We start from the raw sequence: 15,718 nt of genomic DNA, 5'->3' as shown, positions 1-15,718 counted from the left end.
GGCTATGCTCAACGCACGCAGTGACCACGTGCCCGTGCGCTGCGAAAGTGGGTGTCACCGTACAGCGCCGGGAGTAGCTCGATGGAGTCCAGAAACAATCGCGACGACGTGGATGCACGCAGCACCGAACAGGTCACCGTGCCCGCAGCACCACCCATCACACTCGCTCTCACCACGGCCGGCGTCGTCAGCTACGCCCAAGCGAACGCGCGCCTCTCCGCGCTCGAAGCCGTCACCATCACGAACCCGGGCCCGATGGTGCGCGGCGCCTCGCTCACGATAGAAGCGACGGATGCGTTCGGCTCGCTGGGCACACCCCGCACCACCCTCATCGACCTCGCCGAGAAGGCGACCGTTACCCTCTCCGACCTCAGCCTGTTCCTCGACCCGGCGACGATGCTCGCCGTCGACGAGCAGCGCCCCGGGCGCATCACCGCGCGGCTGACGGCGGCCACCGACCCCGCCACTGACCCCGACGCCGCCCCGACAACCCTCGCCGAAGCATCCGCCGACGTCGACGTCCTCGCCGCCTCCCAGTGGCGCACCACCCCGGTGCAGCTCGGCATGGAACTCCTCCCCGCCTACGTGCAACCCAACGCCGCCGCCATCCAACCGCTCCTCCACGAAGGCGGCGAACTCCTCGAGCAGCGCACCGGGGACCGCAGCATGACCGGCTACCAGCTCGAAGACCCCAACCGAGTGGATGCGACGGTCGAGGCGATCTACGAGGCCATGCGCGCGCGCCGCATCCGTTACGCCGAACCGCCCGCGAGCTGGTCGAGCACGGGCCAGAAGGTCCGTACCCCCGCCGAGGTGCTCGAGGGCCGGGTCGGCACCTGCCTCGACACCACGGTCGTGCTCGCCGCAGCGCTGGAACAGGCGGGCATCAACTCCACCCTCTGGATCTTCGACGGCCACGCCTTCCTCGGCTACTGGCGCCACAACAGCCAGCTCGGCTCGGTGGTCGACTTCGAACTCGGTGACCTCGTCAACCGAGTCGCGCTCGGGCAGCTCACACTGATCGAGACCACCGCCGTCACCGACTCCCGAGACGGCGACCTTGACTCAGCGAAGAGCGCAGCGAGAGCCCGCCTCGAAGCGTCTCCGAGCACCTACATCGGCACGATCGACGTGGGCGCCGCCCGCTCGGCGAGCATCTTCCCGCTCCCGTCCCGCTCCATCGAGCCCGACGGCACGGTCATCGTCACCGAGTACCGCGTCGCCCCGAGAGTCGCCATCAGAGAAGGCCGAGCAGCCGGAGCCACAGCCGCAGCCACCGCCTCAACCGGAGACACCCCAGGCGCGGCAACCGCAAGACGCCCCACCCCACCCCGCGTCTCCCAGTGGAAGAACTCCCTCCTCGACCTCAGCCTCCGCAACCGCCTCATCAACTTCACCGACCGCGCCGGTTACTCCCTGGCCGTGCCGAGCGCATCCCTCCCCCTCCTCGAAGACCAGATCAACTCCGGCATCAGCCTCTCCCTCCGCCCCTCCACCGCGGTCAGCGCCGTCGACCGCGAGCGCAAGATCCAGTTCGGCCGCGACCTGCCCGACGAGACGCGCGCCCAGCTCCTCGAAGACCGCAAGGAGGCGTACATCGACATCACCGACGAGTCATACGCCACCAAGCTCCGCTACCTCGCCTACAAGGCGAAGACCATCGTCGAGGAGACCGGCGCGAACAACCTCTACCTCGCCTTCGGCATGCTGCACTGGTCGTTCAACGACCGCGAGCTCAAGTCGCCCCTCATCCTCATTCCCGTCACCCTCACCACGGCGAACCGCGGGTCGCTCTACCGCCTCTCGCTCGACGAGTCCGGCGCGTCCACTCCCAACTACTGCCTGCTCGAGAAGCTGTCGCAGGCCTACGACCTGAGCATTCCGGGGTTGTCCGATCCGGTTCAGGATGGCGCGGGCATCGACCTCCACGCCGCCTTCACCGCCGTCCGGCAGGCGATGCTGGATGCGCACCTCCCCTTCCGCGTCGAGGATTCGGTGAATCTGGGCATCCTGCAGTTCGCCAAGTTCCGGCTCTGGAAAGACCTCGACGAGAACTGGGAGTCGCTCGCCGGCAACCCTCTGGTGAGGCACCTCATCGAGACGCCGACGGAGCCGTTCGTCGACCCGATGCCGCCGGCGGCCGCCGAGAACGCCCCCGACCTCGACGCCCTGAGCGCGCAGTGCCCGGTGCCGGCCGACTCATCGCAGCTCGAAGCGGTCGCCGAGGCCGCGCAGGGCCGCACTTTCGTGCTCGAGGGCCCTCCGGGCACGGGCAAGTCGCAGACCATCACGAACCTGCTCGCGAAGGCCCTCGCCGACGGGAAGCGCGTGCTCTTCGTGGCTGAGAAGCGCGCCGCGCTGTCCGTCGTGCAGCGCCGACTCGACGAGATCGGACTCGGCCCCTTCTCTCTCGACCTCCACGACAAGGGCGCGCGCCCCGCCGCCGTGCGGGCGCAGATCAAGTCCGCCCTCGAGCACCGCGTCACGATGGATGGCGCCGCCCTCAGCACCAACATGGAGATAGCGAACTCCAACCGCCGCACCCTCTCGCGCTACGCCGAGCGCCTGCACGAGAAGAACGCGGCCGGCCTCTCCCTCTATTCGGCGCGCACGAGCGAGCTGGCAGCGGATGCGTTCGTGCCCGAGCTGCCCGTCCCGCCGGGCCTGGTCTCTGGCGGCACGGCCGACGATTTCGACGCCGTCCGGGTCGCCCTCCGAGACCTCCCCGAGACCGCCGACTACGTGCGCCCACAGCGCGTGAACCCGTGGGGCTTCGTGGTCGACCGACCGGATGCGCCCATCACCTCGACGGATGCGCACTCGGCCGCCCAAAATCTCGACCGCGCAATCGCTGCAGCGCTCGACGCAGGCGTCGCCGCCGACTTCATCGCGCGGGCGACCTCCCCCGAGCAGCTGGCCGACTGGTCGCGCATCGACGGCTACCAGCGCGAACCGCTCACCACGATCGATGCAGCGCGCGACACCGTGACGCCCAGCGCCTGGAACGTCGCGGCTCAAGCGGTGGTCGACCAGGTGGCCGCCCTGACCCAGTCGCCCCCGGCCTGGCTGCAGCAAGCCCAGCCCGAGGCCGTCAACCTCGACATCGCGGGCATCCATGGCGAGGCGATCGCCGCCGACCAGTCCGGCTTCTTCGGCCGCAAGAAGCGCCGCCGCGCGGTCGCCGCGAAGCTGGCACCGGCCCTCCGCTCCCCCGAGGCGATCAATCTGAAGCACCTCTCGACCTTCACCGGCCAGATCGCCGAGACGGCCTCCCAGGTGAACTCGCTCCGCGCCGCCGCGCAGCAACTCGCCGGCGTGCGCATCCCCGCCGACTGGAACCCGCTCCGCCCGGCCGACGCCGAATCCGTGACGTCACAGATCACCTGGCTCCGCTGGGTCGGCATCACCATTGGCCTCCGCCCTGCCGAAAAACCGGACGCCTTCACCCGCGACTGCCGCCGCCTGTACGAGACGACGCAACCCGACGCCACGCGCTCACAGGCAGTCGCCACCGTCGCAGAAACCTGGGCCGCCCTCATCGCCGCCGCCCACACCACCGCCGACAACCTCACCAACTGGGCATCCGACCAGGGCTTCTTCGAAGCCTGGGCCGCCACCCGCGCCGGCCGCAACGTCGACTCCCCTACACCCGTCACTCTCGACCGCTGGCTGGCCTTCACCCGCGCACTCGAGCCGCTCCGCCGCCGCGGAATGACGGATGCGGTGAAGGCACTCGAGTCCGGCGAGCTCTCTGCGGATGACGCACGTCTCTCGTTCGAGAAGGGTCTCGCCGCAGCATCCGTCGCCGAACGCCAGCAGACCACCGGCCTCGCCGACTTCGACCCGACCGCCCACAACCGCTCGATCGAGCGCTTCACGACGAGTGCGCTGGCGATCCGCGCCGAGCTGCCGAACGCCATCCCGGCGCACGTGCTCGCGCTGCGCAGCTTCGACTCGTCGGCCCCTGCGGGCCAAGTGGGTCTGCTCCGCCGCCAGCTCGAGCGGCAGCGGGGCGGCATGAGCGTGCGCACCCTGCTCGACACCTTCGGCGAGCTGATCACCCAGGTGCTGCCGATCACGTTGATGTCGCCCGAGTCGGTAGCGCGGTTCTTCCCCGCCAAGCCGGGCCTGTTCGATGTCGTCGTGTTCGACGAGGCGTCGCAGATCCGGGTGGCGGATGCGGTGGGTGCGATGGGCCGCGCCGATTCGGTCGTCGTGGTCGGCGACAGCAAGCAGATGCCGCCCACGAGTTTCGGCGAGACGGCGCTCGACGCCGACGACGAGGTCGAGCTGTCGGCCGGGGTGGTGGAAGACGAGGAGTCGATCTTGTCGGAGTGCGTGCAGTCGCAGGTGCCGAGCAAGTGGCTGTCGTGGCACTACCGCAGTCAGGACGAGTCGCTCATCTCGTTCAGCAACCACCACTACTACGAGAGCCGCCTGTCGTCGTTCCCGGCGCCGCTGCGCGCGACCGAGCGCTCGTCGCTCGACGGCTACGGGGTCTCTCTGGTGCGGGTGAACGCCACGTTCAACCGTGCGGGCAAGGGCAAGGAGCTCCGCACGAACCGCATCGAGGCGGAGGCGATCGTCGCCGAGATCCGCCGCCGCTTCGACGCGGCCGTGGCTCTCGCCGGGCCGTCCGCGGAGCCCGCCGACTTCGAGGCCCCGTCCCTAGGCGTCGTCACCTTCAACGCCCAGCAGCGCGACTTCATCGAGAACCTCCTCCGAGACACCGGCGACGAGCGCATTCTGAACGCCCTCGACAACGACAGCGAGCGCCTCTTCGTCAAGAACCTCGAGAACGTGCAGGGCGACGAGCGCGACACCATCCTCTTCTCGATCGCGTTCAGCGTGAACGAGAAGGGCTTCCTCCCCCTCAACTTCGGCCCCCTCCAGCGCGCCGGCGGCGAGCGCCGCCTCAATGTGGCGGTCACCCGAGCCCGCCGCCAGGTGCTGCTGTTCGCAAGCTTCGACCCGTCAGAGCTCCGCGCCGAGCAGACGAGCTCGGTCGGCGTGAAGCACCTCAAGTCCTACCTCGAGATGGCGGCCAACGGCTCGGATGCCCTCGAGGCCGACCCCCGCCGCACCGCCATCTTCGACCGCCACCGAGACGACATCGCCGCAGAACTTCGGCTGCGCGGCCTCGCCGTGAAGACCGACGTCGGCCTCTCCGACTTCCGCGTCGACCTCAGCATTGCGCCGGCGGACGAGCCCGACCGTCCCGTGCTGGCAGTCCTCCTCGACGGCGACTCCTGGAAGTCCCGCCGCACGGTCGCCGACCGCGACGGCCTACCGATCGAAGTCCTGAAGAACCTCATGCACTGGCCCGCCGTCGAACGCGTCTGGCTCCCAGAGTGGCTCCACGACCGCGAAGCGGTCCTCGACCGCCTGGAGCTGGCGATCGCCGACGTCCAGGCGGCCGCCGCCAACGGTGAGCAACTCGCCCGCAACTAGCCAGCGAGAACCAACCCGGCGATATGTTCTTGATGCGCCAGCGAGACCCACGAGAGACAACCTATTCACCGGAGATCGCAGAAGCATCTCGACTTCAACGTCGAGCAGATCGCGGTCATCAACGATCTCGAGACTCGGCAGGGCGTTGCGTGCGCCACCACCTCTGCCATCCCCTCATCGAGGTGATCGCAGGCTTTCTCACGCAAGTGAGTGTTTGGGCCGTCGCGTTAGCCGAAAACTCTCCGGGCCAAGGGCCGGCTCTTCGACTCCTCCTCCCAGAACTCGATCGCCAATACGGCTCACACTTCCGGGCTCGAATAGCACCTGCCTGATGGGTCATCGTTTTTCGGCACCCTCATCGATTAGAGCGGTCCCTGAGCCTACCGTCCGAGGCGCAGATGGATCATGCACCGACAGCCATCACCGTCAGCGCGCTGCATGCGTCAGGGATCTCGTTGAAACTGGTCCCAATTCAGCGCCACAGATCACGAGCTCGCTAGTTTAGGACGCGTGGAGTTGGCCGTGCGTCTAGTAGAACTAAGATGGGCTGTCCGGGCGGACTACACCGTAGGAACTCCTTGCTGAACACTACGGGTGCCCACATATGCCAAGCCTCGAAGGCGATCAAGAAATTGATGGTAGTTCTCTACGTCCGCGCGTGGATCATCGTCAAGCTTGTACTCGCGCTCCCAGATTAGTAACTCGTCCCGAACAAGATCGGCTTCGACGCTTTCATCGAGTTGGCTTCTGATCTCCTCGATCAGAAGGGTGACGGCCTCACGCTTGGCGCTGGACTCATGGTCCGTTTGAAAGCGGTCTCGGATCCTGTTGACGCGGTCGCGAATGAGCTCTTGTCTCTGAACTCGCATAGCACTTCTTTGCATGCCGGCTAGGCGCTTGAGCAGGGCGCGGAAGTTTGATTCGAATTGTGCAATGGCTGCCACGTCGGCCGCTTCGTCTCCAATGACCGCCAGCACATGGCGCGCAAATCCAATCTTGTCGAGGTGAAAGGATTCGTCATCGAGGTGCTTCCTAGCGAGTCGCTCGAGCCCGTCAAGAGTTCCTTTGGGGCTGGGGTATACCGTTTCTTCGATGACAAGCATTCCGTTGAGGTCTGCGTCGATCGCGAACTCCTCGGTGTACCGGCAAGCCGCCAGCTTTGCGATCTCGAGCGGAATCAGATCCTCGATCCCCACTACGCCATCGGGGTTCGCCGTCGAAATACCGTCGACTTGAGCAAGCTGGACCACGTATTCGGGCGCGACTAGCTGCTTTTCTCCCGGTCCACCCTTCTTCAACTTCTTGACTGCCTGGTTGCCTGCGTCGTCGCTGTCGAGCAGAACTATGACCGCTGGCTTGTCAACGTCTCTACCCCGCGCCAAAAATGCCATGTACGGGACGTGACTCGCCGAACCGGCAGGGACAATCGAGATGTCGTTAAGATCGAGGTTTTGGAGCTCTGACGTGGACCGCCGTCGAAGCCAGGTCGATACTCCAGCAATCAGCACTTGATCTGACGGGCCTTCGATGATCAGGTTGCAGTTTCCCATGAACGTGGTCTCAGCGACAAACTCACCCAGAGCTGTTCGGAGCGGCTCATAGTGATTCCGCGACGCATTGGCTACAACGCGCGTCCCTTCATCGTTTCGACCTTTTTCCAGAACACGTATTCTCTCGGCGTGATTCTTATCAATAAGGAATGGAGAATGGGTGACGTAGACGACTTGAACCGGTCTCAGGCCATCGTCCCTCGGAAATGCGAAGGCATCGAAAATCTGCAGCAGATCTTTCTGGCCGGACGACGACAAGTAGGCGTCGGGTTCGTCCATTAGGAGTATCTCTTGTTCAGAGCTTCGTGCGGCGGCGTGAGCTAGGTATTGGACAAAGTAGCTCAGAAAGTACTTGAGGCCTCCACTTCTCTCGTCGAATGAATACGACCTCCCCGTTCGGTCTCGGATCATGAAGTCCAAGTGGTACTCCTGATGCTCGACGAAGAGTTCAAAATGGCTATCTTGGCGCCACCAATGCTGGAAGTTCAGAGACCGGGCCAGAGCACCGTTGATCGTGTCGACGATACTTTTCGCGTATCCATGCTTGCCATCTCGGATAGCCTCGCTAAGTTGCTCAAAGAGCTGAGCGGGCAGCTTAGCCACGTCAAGAAGCAGAGTGCGTGCAAGTCGGAATTTCGCTCTTTCTCGCTCGTCGCCGTCATCTTGGGCGTCAAGCGCCGTTCGAATCGTTTCGCTGTTTTCGGCGAATACTGCGGGTGAACCGAACCAGGCCCGATTGTTGAGAATCATGTCTAGACGCGAGCGGATTCCTCGGTGGCCGACCGCGTGCTCCTCGTTACCGCTGGCCAGAAACTGGATTGGAACCGAGTCCGGGAGAGGGGTTCGTGCGTCGATCTTATAGACCAGCGGGATGTGAAGGTCTTTGAGAGCAGAAGGCTTCTTGATGTGGCTCATGGACCACTCGTCCCCATGGCGCATATACATCCGCAGCTTTGGCGTCGCGTTCACTCTAAACACTGCGATCTCGTCGGGCACCTCAAGGGTGGTGCCAGTACCGCAGGCGTCGTTTATAGCTGCGACGTCTTTGTCAGCTAATTGCGAAAACTTAAGACCGAACTCAGGCAGCAGCAGCTCGCGGTCCTGCAGGAAAAAGGGGGAATAGCGACAGAAGTCCCGCGGGATTATGTTCTCGCCGGTCAGCCCAAACTCGATTGCCTCGAGCACTTGACTCTTGCCCGACTCATTTGCTCCCACAATAGTTGTGACGCTCGGGTCGAGAGCGATCTTGACGAACGGATAAAAGCCTTCTCCCGCGGGAGCTCGATCCCATGGGTCAGGTGAATAGTTCAAGCTCGATCGTCTAATGAAGTCGAAGTTCAGCGATCGAAAGAAGCGCGCATAAACGGTTGTTAGCTGCAAAACATCTCCCCCATGAGCCGTTCGGTCACAGTACCCGTTATCACCGAGGATGCACCAGTAGCGGCCCGTCTACAGACAGATTGCCGCCGCCCGCCACAGGCTAATGAGGACGAAGCTTGAGGGTCCCACGTCAAGCCGGCGTAGTTACACGAGGAGGGCAAAGACCATGGCCGTCCTCTTGGCAGCGCCAGTCCATGAATGGCTACGGGCCTCACCGGACGCCGGGAATCAATTCCGCAGGCGCGAGGTGAAGCGACTGCGGCGTCGCCTCAGAATCGCCACGACTCGACTTCAAGTCGGCAAACATCCGCTCGGTTCGGGTGAGCTGCAGTTCGAATCGAACCCGAATCGGCAATTTGAGTAGTTGATACTCACTGGCGATAGTGTGACCGCGGGGGGTCGCGATGGTTTGGACAACAAAAGTCGGCGAGGTCATGACCAGGCGTGCAGTGCACACGCTATACGGAGGCCAGCAGCAACAAGGCATTTCAACACCGGCGAACTCTGATCACATCCTCGTGTTCACAGACCCCGCAAAGGGCGCCAAATATGGATATGACCTTCACGAGGGTGCTCGCGAGGACGGCATATACGCCTACACCGGCGAAGGGCGCCTTGGGGACCAGAGGCTTATCCGCGGCAACCTCGCTCTGCTCAACTCGGTTCCACTCGGCAAGACGATTCGCCTCTTTCGTACCGACAACACGCTCGCCACATACATCGGTGCCTTCACACTGGACGACCCGCCATATTTCTGGCAGGCCATTCCAGATGAGTCAGGCGCAATTCGAGAGGGGATCATCTTCAACCTCGCGCCGATCGACGCCGATACCCGCCGACTTCCATCCTTGGGTCAAGAGCAGGTCACCCGAATAGAGGCGACGGAGTGGAATCCACCTCTATTCGATCCATACGCCCTCAGCCCCTTGCCTGGCATTGGACAGACGGCATCCAGAATTGAGTTTGAGTTGCAGGCTGCATTCGGCGCGTGGCGACGAGCAAGAGGGCATGATCTGCGGCGACTTAGAATTCCCATTGGCCGGAACTTCGTAGAACCAGATCTCTTCGATGCAACTACGGCCGAATTGTTCGAGGCCAAGAAATCGGCGGCCCGAAAATACGTACGCACGGCGATCGGGCAAGTCCTCGATTACACCCATAACGCGAACCTTCTGAAGTTGGACGCGCGGCCAGCAATCCTGCTACCCAGCGAACCCGCACAAGACCTTCTGGCGCTCTGCGCGAGCCTGTCGATCAGTGTGTACGCTCGCGACGGCTCGGAGTTCTCGAGGCTCTCAGGCTCTGAGTAGGCAGGCGCCTATCACCACTTCGAGACCTTTCGAATCATAGGGAGATCGGGCGTGGCCCACTCCAGTTCCATCACATTCGCAGGCTCAAGCCACATCAATGCATCGTGATCGGTGCTGCTTGACGGCTCGTTCGAGGTCAACATGACCGAGTAACACGCGAGATCGATCGTCATGGTTCCTACTACGGTCGACGAGCGGTCAAGGAGGTCTCCGACCATGACCTCGACCCCAAGCTCCTCCGATACCTCTCGCCTCAGCGCATCCCGCGGGTCCTCTCCCGGTTCGACTTTCCCGCCTGGAAGCTCCCACTTGCCGGCTGCTGATCTGCCGGGCGCGCGCCGGCACCCTAAAACGCGACCACCCTTAAGGAACACGGCGGCTACTACTTCGAGATTGGTCACGCCTTATAGCGTTGCGCAACTGGAGACGGGACACCACAATCCCACTTCAAACGTCTTTGACCTCAAAACCGTTGGCTCTTACCCAAAGTGCATCGGCGCAGTCCTCCGAGCACGCCTTCCAGGGCATGATCCGAAGCACCTTTGGCACGCGAATCCCACAGTTTCGGCATCGGCGAAGTTGGCCAGCTGTGTACCCGCGGCTAAGGAATAGAACGTCGCAGTCAGCGTTGCCCCGGCCGGCGAGCTCTTGCTCAGACTCGTAGACAGACTTCGCCAGATCCTTCCAATCGGACTTAGGTTCGGGATCATTCACCCAGTCGTAGAGCAAATAAATGAGGGCCTCTTCTGCACACAGACCATCACTGCGCGCCCTGTATCTGAACGCGTCGGCGAGATACGTCGGAACTGTCACAGAGCTGAACATGATTGAGGGTGTCATACCACCCATTATATGAGGTGGATGTACACCCTGCAAGTGTTTGACGTCTGGCACCATGGGTCAATGCCCAATCAGCCCAAGACGCCACACAAGTCTTTCCGAATTCCGCCAGAGCTTTACTCGGCGGCTCAGGCAAAGGCGGCGCGGCAGGGTCGCACATTGACCGACGTTGTCAAGGAACTGCTGCAGAACTACGTCGATTCTGCTGACTGACTAATCCTGAGTCTGGGAAACGAACCGCTTTAGGTGCTCTCGGAGCGCCGGGTCGTGGACGTAGACGTAGGTGCCGCGGATGCCTCGCGTGAGTAGCACTGCGTAGACGTTCTGGATGTACCAGAGCAGGTCGTCGTCGGAGTAGACGCGGCCGAGCGCCTTGTTTGCCTCCTTGCCCTTCTTGTCAAAGTAGGAGGCGCGGTCGACGATGATGCGGCCGGTGGTCGTGTCGAAGCGGAGGTCGGGGCCGATGATCACGCCGGCGTAGTTGAGGTCGTAGCCCTGCACGGTGTGGATTGAACCCACCTCGTCGAGCGAACCGGGCGACGCGATCCAGTCGGTCTGGGTGCTGTTCCAGCGCATCCGGAACTCGCCGATCTCGATGTCGAAAGCAAACTTGTCGGCTTTCGACTTCCACTCCCAGGCGTAGCCGGCGACCATGCGCGAGAGGCCGACCTCTCGGTCGCGGCGCACGATCTTCGTTTGCATCTCGGAGACATCGTCGAACATCCGAAAGTCGTACTCGCCGAAATCGGGGAGGGACGCAGGCGACTGCGACCCCGACCCCGGCGCGGCACCGAGCATCCGTCTCACGTGACCGACGTAGTCGGAACCGGCACGCACCCTCATCTGCGACAGGAGGGGGTGGTGATGGTCGGCCGTCTTGGCGTCGGCGACAAGGCGCTCGAGGGTCTCGATCGGGATGTCAGCCGGCTTCACGCTCTGTGCGGGGTCGACCAGGAAGATCCGGTGGGTGCTCTTGGCGGTGATCCAGTCGAGCTGGGTCTTTGAGGTGTCGTCGTGGCCGAACAGCTTCGTCGTGATGTCGCGGAACTTGATGTTCAGCGCCGCCGCCGGCTGGTTCGCGCGCTGATTCAGGCGATGTGTCTCATCGACGATGAGGAGGTCGAAGGCGGTCGCCGACTCGCCCACGTCGAACGCCGTCAGCACCATCGACGGATCGAGGCCGGGGGTCTTGCGGAAGACCTTCTGTACCGATTTGCGGAGCGACTGCTGCGGGATGACGAAGCCGATGCGGAGGTCGCGCAGGAGCATCCGGTGCTCGTCGGTGAAGAACTCGGAGAAGAGGGAGTCGCTGTCGTCGTCGAGGGCGTCGAGGGGTGTGGATGCGCGGATGTCGGCGAGGAGCTTGAGCAGGTAGATCGCGACGACGGTCTTGCCAGTGCCGGGGTCGCCCTGGATGACCGTGGTGCTGCGGTCGTTGCTGCGCAGGTCGTCGAAGAGGCTCTTCACGACGCCCTCGACGGCGAAGGCCTGGTCGTCGGTGAGCGACTTGAAGGGGCTCAGTTTGAAGAGATCGCTGTTGATGATCTCGGGGATGGTGCGGGTGAAGACGCCGTCGAGCTTCAGGCGGTCGAAGACGGCATCGAATTGGGCCTGGTACGCAGCGCGGTTGTAGTAGTCGGCGTTGACGATGCCGTCGTTGCGGTTGAGTACCTCGAAGGCGCCGTCGCCGCTGAGCATCTCGATGAGGAATGACTCGAGGTCGAGGCAGACGGACTTGTTGAAGGTCTCGTCGAGGATGACGCGGAGGTTGGTGAGCGTGCTGCGCTCGATGCTCGCGAAGTGCTGGCGCATGCGGGCGGCTACGTTGAGGGATTCGCCTACGTAGATCTTGCGGCGGTGGTCCTGCTGCTTCTTGCGGGTGGCACCCCGGGTGTCGTCGCCGTCATCGAGGATGTAGACGACCGGCCAGTTGGTGATGCGTTTGTCGCCGCTTCGAGCCCAGACGGAGACCTCCGCTTTGTCGAAGGGGAGGCGGACGATCTCAGAGCTGGTCATACTTGGTGGAGGTGCCGCGGGACTTCTCGATGGGGTACTTCTCGCGGGTCTTCGCGAGCTTGGCTCGGACGATGTCGTCGGGCGTCTTCCCCAGCTTCGCGGCGAGGAGGTAGGCGTAGGTGAGGACGTCGGCAAGTTCGTCTTGGATCTGCTGCTCGTCCGCATCCGGTGCCCACTGGAAGAGTTCGAGGAGCTCGGCGGCTTCGATGGAGATGCTCTTCGCGAGGTTCTCGGGGGTGTGGAACTGGGCCCAGTCGCGCTCGGCTACGAAGGCGGAGAGTTCTTCGTGGATGGAGGTGGTGAGCATCTCTGCAATGTAGCAGTGGACCGACAGCGAAGTGAGCGCAGATCGACGCCCATAGAATACGAGCAGTGATACCTGAGGGGGGACCACCATGGCTCGACGACGAGGAATTCTGGCCGAGTATCAGCATCAAGTGAGGCTTGCGGAGCAGCGCGACCGAGCAGCACAACGGCAGTACGAAGCGTCGGTGCGACAAGCCCAGGCCGCGCAGCGCTCAGCCCAGCGCGCCCAGGCCGCCTTCCTTCGTGCATCGGAAGCCGATCGCAAGCGGTTGGAGAAGGAAGCAGCAGCAGCGCACGTCCAAGCGATGCAGGCCGAAGTGGACAGCCTGAATACGCGGCTCACAGAGACATACGCCGAGATCGACGGCCTGCTGATGGCGACGCTCGCTATCGATGACTTCGTCGACCTTGAAAGCCTGCGAGTGGTCGTTCAGCACCCTCCGTTCCCGAGGGATGACCTTCGAGTGCCAGTTCCACCGCCGACTCCGATTCCGGATCCCCCACTGCCGGTGAAGCGCGAGCCGCAAGAACCCGCCGGGCTGTTCGGGCGGAAGAAGAAAATGGCCGACGCGCAGGCGGCGGCAGAAGCGCAGTACGCAGCCGATTACTACGCATGGCAGGCTTACACCCAAGAGATTCCCGGCCGACGTGCCCGCCAACAGGCAGATTACGAAGAAGCCGAACGAAAGCGCCAGCACGCGCTGGACCAAGCGCTAGGGGCGTACCGCGTCGAATGCGACGCGCGGGAGGCTGAGGCATCGAGGCAGAACGCGGAACTCGACGAACTGATCGCGGCCCTGGGTTACGGGGTGGTCGAGGCCGTGCAGGAGTACGTCAGCATCGTGCTTGCCAACTCCGTGTACCCGGAACACTTCCCTGTCTCCCACGAAGCGATCTTCGATCCCTCAAACGCCGAGCTGAAGCTTCGCGTCGTCATTCCCGGCCCAGCATCAATCCCCACGATCAGAGCGTATCGATACGTGAAGGCGAGCGATGAGATCACCTCTTCCGATCTATCTCAGAGAGACCAGAAAGACCGCTACCTAGGCGTAGTCAATAACGTCTCGCTCCGCAGTCTGCACGAGGTGTTCGAAGCCGATCGCCGCGGACTGATCCAAGCGATCTCGCTGGAACTGGGAACAGAGACGATCAGTCCGGCCACGGGACGCGAGATTTACGTGCCCTTCGTGGTCGCCTCAGTTGCGCGCGCACCGTTCATGGAGCTCGATCTATCTGCCGTGACACCTTCGGCGACCCTCGAACACCTCCGTGCGGTCGTATCGAAGAATCCGTTCGCGTTGACTCCGATCAGCGCGACCGGGGTTCGGAAAGTCTGACGGAGATGTCGGTCGCGTTCAATCCGCCACCCGGCTGGCCGAAGCCCCCTGCTGGGTGGCAACCGCCCGCAGGCTGGACGCCCGATCCGTCCTGGCCCCCTGCTCCTGAGGGCTGGCAGCTGTGGATCGACGATTCTGCGCCGAACGCCGCCCCCACGTCGTTAGCCACGACCGAGCACGAGAAGGTTCCCGCTGATGCCGACAGCACCTTCTACGCGGCGCGCATCGCTTACCTAGAAGCAGAGAATGCGGCGCTGCGCCAACGGGGCGCGATCTCGGACTCCCCCGACGCGAGCATCGAACTGGATGATGCGCGAGTGCTGCAGGACGTCGGCATCTATCGCTATCACCATCCCTTAGAATCTGCGGCGGCCTACCAGGAGCGGCTTGCCGACTTAGAGGCGCGTATCGCGAACGTCATCAAGAGCGATCGAGCGATCGCGAAGAGCGAGTTGTTCACCTTCAACAACTCGCTCGCACAGGGCCGGAAGATGACCTCCGACCTCGGCAAGCTGATGCTGCGGGCGTACAACGCTGAAACGGACAACGCGCTCCGTACGCTTCGAGCCGGCAATGTGCTGACCGCGAAGCGCCGGCTCGAGGCGTCAAGGACGGCCATCGCGAGACTTGGCGCACTCATGGAGATGCGGATCGACGATGCGTTTCATGAGCTGCGAATCGAAGAGATCGAACTCACCGCGGACTGGCTGATGAAGAAACAGCAGGAGCGAGAGGATGCCCGCGAAGAGCGGGCGCGATTGAAGGAAGAGGAGAAGGTTCGGCGGGAGCTCGAGGAAGAGCGCGCCAAGCTCGATAAGGAGAGAGCGCACATCGCCTACGCGATCGACGCCCTGGCGGCCAAGGGCGAGGAGGATGAAGATCTTCTGCGGCGACTCGCCATCATCGACGAAGCCATCGTGGAGAACGACTTCAGGGCGGCAAACGTTCGGGCCGGTTACGTCTACGTGATCTCGAACGAAGGCGCATTCGGGCACGAAGTGGTGAAGATCGGTCTGACCCGACGCCTTCGTCCGCTCGAGCGGATTGCGGAGCTCAGCGGAGCATCCGTGCCGTTCCGATTCGATGTACACACTCTGTACTTCTCAGAGGATGCTGTGACTCTCGAGAACGAATTGCACAAGCACTTCGCATCTCGAGCCCTGAATCAGGCGAACTCCCGGAAGGAGTTCTTCTTTGCCACGCCAGGCGAAGTGCGGGAAGTGCTCCTGGAGAAGGTCGGCAACCTTCTGGAATTCACCGAGGCCGCGGCGGCGACGGAATACCGGCAGTCGCGGGGAGCTTGGCCCGCGGACATCTCTCGGTAGTCGAGCGTTCAGACTGACGCAGTCGGCCCAACGAGACGAAGGCTCATTACGATTGCCGTTCGCTTTCGATTGTGAGTTATCTTCATTAACGCTAAAGTCGCCGCAATACTCTCACCGGGGGAAGCCGGAAGGAATCACATGGCACATCGTCACTCTCTCGCTCTGCGCGGATCACTCGTTCTCGCAGCTATCGCCTTGATTGG

The 15,718-nt window shown here is 63.1% G+C and carries 8 protein-coding genes; 4 read left to right on the top strand and 4 right to left on the bottom strand.

Annotated elements, in window-relative coordinates; translation table 11 throughout:
• Window positions 1-108 precede the first annotated feature (108 nt).
• Window positions 109-5,451 carry a DUF4011 domain-containing protein gene (locus HL652_RS03440; protein ID WP_171704002.1) on the top strand — a complete coding sequence of 1,781 codons (5,343 nt, stop codon included), beginning with the start codon at window positions 109-111 and terminating at the stop codon, window positions 5,449-5,451.
• A 560-nt stretch (window positions 5,452-6,011) separates the two neighbouring features.
• On the opposite strand, the gene HL652_RS03435 is transcribed toward HL652_RS03440, so the two are convergent.
• Window positions 6,012-8,312 carry an AAA family ATPase gene (locus tag HL652_RS03435; RefSeq protein WP_171704001.1) on the bottom strand — a complete coding sequence of 767 codons (2,301 nt, stop codon included), beginning with the start codon at window positions 8,310-8,312 and terminating at the stop codon, window positions 6,012-6,014.
• A 503-nt stretch (window positions 8,313-8,815) separates the two neighbouring features.
• Here HL652_RS03435 and HL652_RS03430 point away from each other — a divergent pair.
• Window positions 8,816-9,691 carry a hypothetical protein gene (locus HL652_RS03430; RefSeq protein ID WP_171704000.1) on the top strand — a complete coding sequence of 292 codons (876 nt, stop codon included), beginning with the start codon at window positions 8,816-8,818 and terminating at the stop codon, window positions 9,689-9,691.
• Between the two features lie 11 nt (window positions 9,692-9,702).
• Here HL652_RS03430 and HL652_RS03425 read toward each other — a convergent pair whose 3' ends face one another.
• From HL652_RS03425 to HL652_RS03415, 3 genes are all read right to left on the bottom strand, one after another.
• Window positions 9,703-10,092, bottom strand: a complete 390-nt coding sequence (locus HL652_RS03425; protein ID WP_171703999.1) for a (deoxy)nucleoside triphosphate pyrophosphohydrolase — start codon at window positions 10,090-10,092, stop codon at window positions 9,703-9,705.
• A 652-nt stretch (window positions 10,093-10,744) separates the two neighbouring features.
• On the bottom strand, window positions 10,745-12,547 hold the full coding sequence (locus HL652_RS03420) for a DUF2075 domain-containing protein (protein ID WP_171703998.1): 1,803 nt from the start codon (window positions 12,545-12,547) through the stop codon (window positions 10,745-10,747).
• Window positions 12,534-12,854: a nucleotide pyrophosphohydrolase gene (locus HL652_RS03415; RefSeq protein WP_171703997.1), complete on the bottom strand. Its 321-nt coding sequence runs from the start codon at window positions 12,852-12,854 to the stop codon at window positions 12,534-12,536. The genes HL652_RS03420 and HL652_RS03415 overlap by 14 nt, the downstream gene beginning before the upstream one ends.
• An 88-nt stretch (window positions 12,855-12,942) precedes the next feature.
• Here HL652_RS03415 and HL652_RS03410 point away from each other — a divergent pair, with 88 nt between their 5' ends.
• Together HL652_RS03410 and HL652_RS03405 are read left to right on the top strand one after the other, a co-directional pair.
• Window positions 12,943-14,190, top strand: coding sequence for a hypothetical protein (locus tag HL652_RS03410; protein ID WP_171703996.1), 1,248 nt, complete (start codon window positions 12,943-12,945; stop codon window positions 14,188-14,190).
• A gap of 5 nt (window positions 14,191-14,195) precedes the next feature.
• Complete coding sequence (locus tag HL652_RS03405) at window positions 14,196-15,515, top strand: DUF4041 domain-containing protein (protein ID WP_171703995.1); 1,320 nt, start codon at window positions 14,196-14,198, stop codon at window positions 15,513-15,515.
• Window positions 15,516-15,718 lie beyond the last annotated feature (203 nt).

The organism is Herbiconiux sp. SALV-R1 (assembly GCF_013113715.1).
GTDB lineage: Bacteria > Actinomycetota > Actinomycetes > Actinomycetales > Microbacteriaceae > Herbiconiux.
This window is presented reverse-complemented; position numbering and strand designations above follow the sequence as displayed.